The organism is Streptomyces sp. NPDC097619 (genome assembly GCF_040302735.1).
In the GTDB taxonomy this organism is placed as follows: domain Bacteria; phylum Actinomycetota; class Actinomycetes; order Streptomycetales; family Streptomycetaceae; genus Streptomyces.
Genome location: NZ_JBEOSD010000265.1, coordinates 1 through 6,212, shown reverse-complemented (window position 1 = coordinate 6,212; position 6,212 = coordinate 1). Strand labels below are relative to the sequence as shown.

Sequence of the window (6,212 nt, the reverse complement as noted above, 5' to 3'; positions counted from 1 at the left end):
GCTCACGTGGGTCTCCCGCCCCGGGGACAGCACCCTCACGTTCTGGCGCCGCCGCCTGGTCCGGGTCTTCCCCAACCACCTGCTCATGTTCGGCGGTCCGCCCGCTCCTCCACCCCGCATCCCTCACGGAACAGAGAGCGCGACGATGACCACCTCCCCACCCCGCACGCGCGGACGCGCCCCCGGCCGCCCCGCCCGCCGCCGCCCCGCCGTCCTCGCCACGGCGGTCCTCAGCTCCCTGGCGCTCCTCGCGGCCTGCGCGGGCCCGCCCGAGGGCGGGGGCGCGCTCGCCGACGTCCGCCTCTCCGCCTCCACCCCCCTGGCCGCGGGCGAGATCGACTCCTTCACCTGGGCCGTGTACGCCGAGCCGCCCACGCTCGACTACACGATGGCCTTCGACTACCCGCAGAACACCGTCCTGTCCAACGTCTGCGAAAGCCTGATGCGCTGGACCCCCGAGCTCACCACCGAGCCCGGACTGGCCCGCAAGGCCACCAACCCCGACCCCACCACCTGGGTCTACGACCTGCGCCCCGGGGTCCGCTTCCACGACGGCCGCGAGATGACCGCCGACGACGTGGTCTACAGCCTCCGCCGCCAGACGGACCCCGCCAACGCCGCCGCCTGGGCCCAGGTCTTCCAGAACGTCACCGCCGTCACCCGGACCGGCCCCCTCCAGGTCACCGTCCGCCTCAAGAAGCCCGACTCCCAGTTCCCCCAGTACATGGCCACCGCCGCCGGGGTCGTCGCCTCCAAGGCCGGCATCGAGGCCGCGGGCAAGGACTACGGCACCACCGGCGGACTCGCCTGCACCGGCCCCTTCGAACTCGGCACCTGGAACAAGGGCCAGTCCATCGAACTCCGCCGCTTCGACCGCTACTGGGGCACCAAGGCCAAGGCCAGGAAGGCCGTCTTCCGGATCCTCACCGACCCCTCGGCCCGCACCAACGCCATGCTCAGCGGCGAGGTGGACGGCGGCTACCTGATCCCCACCGAGAGCTACGCCCGACTCCGCGACAGCGGCACCGGCACCCTCTACTTCGGTGAGGGCCTCAGCACCGTCAACGTCAACATCACGAACATGAAGGGCGCCCTCGGCGACGTCCGCGTCCGCCGCGCCCTCTCCCTCGCCCTCGACCGCACCGGCTTCGTCAAGGCCGGCCTCGGCGGCGCCGGCACCGTCACCAGCTCCCTCACCACCCGAGCCGCTTGGGCCGCCGCCCCCGAACGCACCCTGAAGACCGCCTTCGACGCCCTGCCCCCCACCGAGCAGGACATCGAGAAGGCCAAGGCCCTCGTCAACGAGGCCGGGGCCACCGGGAAGCCCCTCACCATGGCCACCAGCTCCATCGGCCAGGACGTGTCCCTCCTCGCCACCGCCGTCCAGGCCGCGGGCAGCCGCATCGGCCTCGACATCCGGCTGAAGACCATCGCCCCCAACGCCTTCACCGCCCTCTTCACCGACCCGGGCGCCCGCGAGGGCATCGACATGTTCCCGCTCACCTACTACGACTCCATCACCGACCCCCTGGACCTCCTCCAGAACTTCCGGACCGGCGCCTACATGAACTTCGCGGGCTACAGCGACGCCGGCTACGACCGGCTCGTCGACCGGGCCACCGCCGTCTACCCCGTGGAACAGCGCATGGACATCGAGGCGCAGCTCCAACGGCACGCCGCCGAAGAGCTCCTGTGGATCCCCGTCGCCGAATGGCCGACCTCCATGTTCCTCGGCAAGCGGATCACCGGCGCCCCCACCACGATCTCGTACATGTACCACCCGTGGGCCGCCTCCGTGGGGGCCGCACCGTGAGCTTCGCCAGATTCGCCGCGCGCCGGGCCGCCGAGATGGCCCTGACCCTCCTCGCCGCCTCCTTCGTGGTCTTCGGGGCCATGTACCTCGCCCCCGGCAGCCCCGCGAGCTTCCTCCTCGCGGGCCGCTCCGCCTCCCCGGAGGCCCTGGCCGCGGTCAAGGCCCAGTACCACCTCGACGACCCCTTCCACGTCCGCTACCTCAACTGGCTCGGGGACGTGCTCCAGGGCGACTTCGGGCGCTCCCTCACCTACCGCACCGACGTCTCGCGGCTCCTCGCCGACCGGCTCCCCGTCACCTTGCTGCTCATCACCATGGCCCTGCTCGTCGTCGTCGCCGTCGGCCTGCTCCTGGGCCGGATCGCGGCGGTCCGCGGCGGCGCCACCGACTCCGCCATCCTCGTCGGCACCACCTTCGCCGTCGGCACGCCCTCCTTCGTCGCGGCCGTCCTGCTCCAGGGCCTCTTCGCGGTCCGTCTCGGCTGGTTCCCCAGCAGCGGCGCGGGCGAGGGCTTCACCGACACGGTCCGCCACCTCACCCTGCCCGCCGTGGCCCTCGCCCTCTACCTGATCGGCATGCTGGCCCGCGTCACCCGCTCCGCCATGCTCGAAGCCCTCGACAGCGAACACGTCACCGTGGCCCGCAGCCGCGGCGTCCCCGAACGCCAGGTCATCCGCCGCCACGTGTTCCGCAACTCCCTCGGCACCGTGCTCACCACCGGCGGACTCATCGTCTCCACCCTGCTGGTCTGCACCGTGCTGGTCGAGACCGCCTTCAGCATCGGCGGCATCGGCCAGCTCCTCGAACTGTCCACCACTACCAAGGACTTCCCGACCGTCCAGGCCATCTGCCTGATCATCGTCGGCCTCTTCATGACCGTGAACCTGATCGTCGACCTGCTGCTGCCCCTGGTCGACCCCCGGGTCACCCTCGGCACCCGGGGGGCCGCCGCATGACCGCCGTCCTCACCCGCCGCCCCGGCCTGGCCCGGATCCGCGCCGTCGGCTCCCCGCTCCAGACCGTCTGCCTGGCCCTCGTCGGCCTGGTCGTCCTCGCCGCGCTCACCGCCCCCTGGCTGGCCCCCCACGACCCCAACGCCGTGGACCTCGGCCAGGCCCTCGCCGGACCCTCCGCCGACCACCCCCTCGGCGTGGACGCCGCCGGCCGCGACACCCTCTCCCGGCTGCTCCTCGGCGCCCGCACCTCCCTGCTCGGCCCCCTCGGCGTGGTCGCCTTCTCCACCCTCGCGGGCATCGCCGTCGGCATGACCGCGGCCTGGCGCGGCGGCCGCCTGGACTCCCTGCTCTCCCGCAGCACCGAGCTGGTCTTCGCCTTCCCCGGCATGCTGCTCGCCATCCTGATCATCTCCGTGTACGGGGAAGGGCTCCTCGCCCCCGTCCTCGCCCTGGCCGTGGCCTACCTGCCCTACGTCAGCCGCCTCACCCGCTCCCTGGTCCTCGCCGAACGGGCCCGCCCCTACGTCAGCGCCTACCTGGTCCAGGGCCACTCCGCCGTACAGATCTGCCTTCGCCACGTCCTGCCCAACATCGCTCCGGTGGTCCTGGCCCAGTCCGCCATCAACTTCGGCTACGCCCTCATGGACCTGGCCGGACTCTCCTTCCTCGGCCTGGGCATCCCCGCCCTCACCCCCGACTGGGGCCGCATGGTCTTCGACGGCCAGACCGCCATCCAGCACGGCTACCCGCTCTCCGCGGTGCTGCCCTGCCTCTTCATCGTGCTGACCGTGGTCGCCTTCAACGTGGTGGGCGAACGGTGGGCCGACCGCGTCGCCCGGAGGTCCCGATGACCACGCCCCCGCCCCCGCCCGGCCCGGCCGGTACCCCCGAACCGCCCCCACTGGACATCCGGGGCCTGCGCGTCACCCTGCCCGGCACCGCCCGGCCCGTCCTCGACGGCGTGGACCTCACCGTCGGCCCCCGCGAGACCGTCGCCCTCGTCGGCGAATCCGGCTCCGGCAAGAGCATCACCTCCCGCAGCGCCCTCCGGCTGCTGCCGCCCGGAGCCGAGACCACCGGCACCGTCCGGGTCGCCGGGGAGGACGTGCTCACCGTGGACCCCGCCCGGCTGCGCCGGATCCGCTCCGGCACCGCCGCCATGGTCTTCCAGGACCCGCGCGCCGCCGTCAACCCCCTCCGCCGCATCGGGGACTTCCTCACCGAGGCCGTCACCTCCACCGGCGCCATGACCGCCGCCCGGGCGGGCGCCCGCGCCGACGAACTGCTGCGGGCCGTGGGACTGGACCCGGCCGTCCGCGGGAAGTACCCCGGCCAGGTCTCCGGCGGCATGCTCCAACGCGTGGTCATCGCCGCCGCCCTCATGGGCGACCCGGCCCTGCTCCTCGCCGACGAACCCACCACCGCCCTCGACGTCAGCAGCCAGGCCGAGGTCATCGCCCTCCTCGCCGGACTCCGCGAACGCTTCGGCACCGGCCTGCTGTTCGTCACCCACGACCTCGACCTCGCCGCCGCCATCAGCGACCGGGTGTACGTCATGTACGCGGGCCGCATCGCGGAGAGCGGCCCCGCCGAAGCCCTCTTCGCCCGGCCCCGACACCCCTACACCGCCGCTCTGCTCGCCTCCACCCCGCGCATGGACGGGCCCACGGGCCGGCTCACCGCCATCGAGGGCCAGCCCCCGGACCTGCGGGAACCCCTCCACGGCTGCGCCTTCGCGGCCCGCTGCCCGCTCGCCACCGAGGTCTGCGACCGTCAGGCCCCCGCACCCTCCGCGGCCCCGGACCGGCCCGGCCACCTGGCCGCCTGCCACCACAGCGACCGGCTCGAAGGGAGCGCCGTCGATGCCTGAGAACGTACTGGAGGTGCGCGGACTGCACCGGACCTTCGGCACCGTCCGCGCCGTGGACGACGTGTCCTTCGCCCTCCCCGAGGGCGGCTCGCTCGGCATCGTCGGGGAATCCGGCTCCGGCAAGTCCACCACCGCCCGCATCATGGTCGGGCTGGAACGGGCCGACGCGGGGGAGGTGCTGCTCCGCGGACGGCCCCGCACCGGCCCCGCCCGCGGCCGGACCGCCCGGCTGGCCCGGGCCCGCGAGGTGCAGATGGTCTTCCAGGACCCGTACCTCTCCCTCGACCCGCGCACCAGCGTGGACGCGGCCCTCCGCGAGACCCTCCGGCTGCACTTCCCCGGTCGCGACCACGACCGGCGGATCCGCGAACTCCTCGACCAGGTCGGCCTGGGCACCCGGGCCGCCGACGCCCTGCCGCGCGGTCTCTCCGGAGGGCAACGGCAGCGGGTGGCCATCGCCCGGGCCCTCGCCGTGGAACCGGCCGTGCTCGTCCTGGACGAGGCCGTGGCCGCCCTCGACGTGTCCGTGCAGGCCCAGATCCTCAACCTGCTCGCCGACGTCCGGGAACAGACCGGCGTGGGCTACCTCTTCATCACCCACGACCTCGGAGTGGTGCGCTGCGTCACCGACGAGATCGTGGTGATGCGGCACGGGGCCGTGGTCGAACGCGGCTCCACCGGCGAGGTCCTGGCCGCGCCCCGACACCCCTACACCCGGCTCCTGCTGGACTCCGTGCCGCGTCCGGGCTGGGACCCGGCGGCCATCGCCGCGGCCCGCCGCGCCCTCTAGGGCATCAGGACCGGGCGGGCCGGGCGGGCCGGGCCGTGGCGGCGGCTCCGGCGGCGAGGGTGCCGACCAGGACGCGGAGCACGGCGCCCGGGTCGGCCGCGGACCCGAGGGAGTCCGCGGCGGCCAGTCCGTCCACGGCGGCGGCCACGGCCTCGCCCAGCAGACGGGGGTCCGGGCCCCCGGTTCCCGTCTCCGCGGCCAGCACCTCGAAGAGGGTCACGAAGGAGCCCCGCCAGCGCCGGTACTCCTCCTCCAGGGCCCCGCGGACGCGCTCGTCCTCCAGGGCGTGCCAGTGCAGGGCGGCGTGCAGGCGGGACAGTTCGGCGCTCTCCGGTCGGGCCAGCAGCTCCAGCACCCGGCCGGCGCGCTCCGCGAAGCCGCCGGGGCCGTCCGCCGCCTCCTCCAGGGGGTGGATCCACTCCGGGCGGATGTCCGCGATGACGGCCAACACCAGATCGGTGCGGTCCTGGAAGTGGTAGTGGCACATCCCGTGCGAGACCCCGCACAGGGCGGCGACGTTGCGGGTGGTGAAGCGCTCGCCCGCGCCGCCCGCCAGGAGGGTCCGGGCCGCGGCGATCAACCGGGCCCGGGTCTGCTCGCCCTTCGCCGACACCCGGGGCCGGCCCGCCCGCGCCGACGGTACGGACGGGGCCGGTGGGTCCTTCGGGGATGCCGTCATGCCGTCACTCTAGGCCGTGTCTTCCGGATCTTGCCTGGCCCGCGACGCCTGGCACCGCACCTCGCGGCACTGCGCGCGTTCCGCGCTTCGTCTCGGCTCCTCTT

The 6,212-nt window shown here is 74.1% G+C and carries 6 protein-coding genes; 5 read left to right on the top strand and 1 reads right to left on the bottom strand.

All coding sequences use genetic code 11. The features are described 5' to 3' along the window. From ABTZ17_RS35845 to ABTZ17_RS35825, 5 genes are all read left to right on the top strand, one after another. On the top strand, nucleotides 1-1,813 hold a 1,813-nt coding region (locus ABTZ17_RS35845), incomplete at its 5' end, for an ABC transporter substrate-binding protein (RefSeq protein ID WP_352200003.1). Beyond that, entirely contained in the window at nucleotides 1,810-2,769 is a 960-nt protein-coding gene (locus tag ABTZ17_RS35840) for an ABC transporter permease (RefSeq protein ID WP_352200002.1), read from the top strand. The genes ABTZ17_RS35845 and ABTZ17_RS35840, both read left to right, overlap by 4 nt. After that, nucleotides 2,766-3,620 (top strand): ABC transporter permease, encoded by an 855-nt coding sequence (locus ABTZ17_RS35835; RefSeq protein ID WP_352200001.1) that lies wholly within the window; start codon nucleotides 2,766-2,768, stop codon nucleotides 3,618-3,620. The genes ABTZ17_RS35840 and ABTZ17_RS35835 overlap by 4 nt, the downstream gene beginning before the upstream one ends. Then, nucleotides 3,617-4,639 carry an ABC transporter ATP-binding protein gene (locus ABTZ17_RS35830; protein WP_352200000.1) on the top strand — a complete coding sequence of 341 codons (1,023 nt, stop codon included), beginning with the start codon at nucleotides 3,617-3,619 and terminating at the stop codon, nucleotides 4,637-4,639. Before ABTZ17_RS35835 ends, ABTZ17_RS35830 begins: the two co-directional genes overlap by 4 nt. After that, a complete protein-coding gene (locus ABTZ17_RS35825; RefSeq protein WP_352199999.1) occupies nucleotides 4,632-5,429 on the top strand; it encodes an ABC transporter ATP-binding protein in 798 nt (265 codons plus the stop codon). Before ABTZ17_RS35830 ends, ABTZ17_RS35825 begins: the two co-directional genes overlap by 8 nt. A gap of 4 nt (nucleotides 5,430-5,433) precedes the next feature. Here the strand turns inward: ABTZ17_RS35825 and ABTZ17_RS35820 are convergent, their stop codons facing one another. Further along, a complete protein-coding gene (locus ABTZ17_RS35820) occupies nucleotides 5,434-6,108 on the bottom strand; it encodes a TetR/AcrR family transcriptional regulator (protein ID WP_352199998.1) in 675 nt (224 codons plus the stop codon). Between the last annotated feature and the right edge of the window lie 104 nt (nucleotides 6,109-6,212).

What these genes read in the sequence shown, in the direction of transcription:
- ABTZ17_RS35835 (WP_352200001.1), top strand. Translation starts at nt 2,766, where the DNA reads ATGACCGCCGTCCTCACCCGCCGCCCCGGCCTGGCCCGGATCCGCGCC.
- ABTZ17_RS35830 (WP_352200000.1), top strand. Translation starts at nt 3,617, where the DNA reads ATGACCACGCCCCCGCCCCCGCCCGGCCCGGCCGGTACCCCCGAACCG.
- ABTZ17_RS35825 (WP_352199999.1), top strand. Translation starts at nt 4,632, where the DNA reads ATGCCTGAGAACGTACTGGAGGTGCGCGGACTGCACCGGACCTTCGGC.
- ABTZ17_RS35820 (WP_352199998.1), bottom strand. Translation starts at nt 6,108, where the DNA reads ATGACGGCATCCCCGAAGGACCCACCGGCCCCGTCCGTACCGTCGGCG.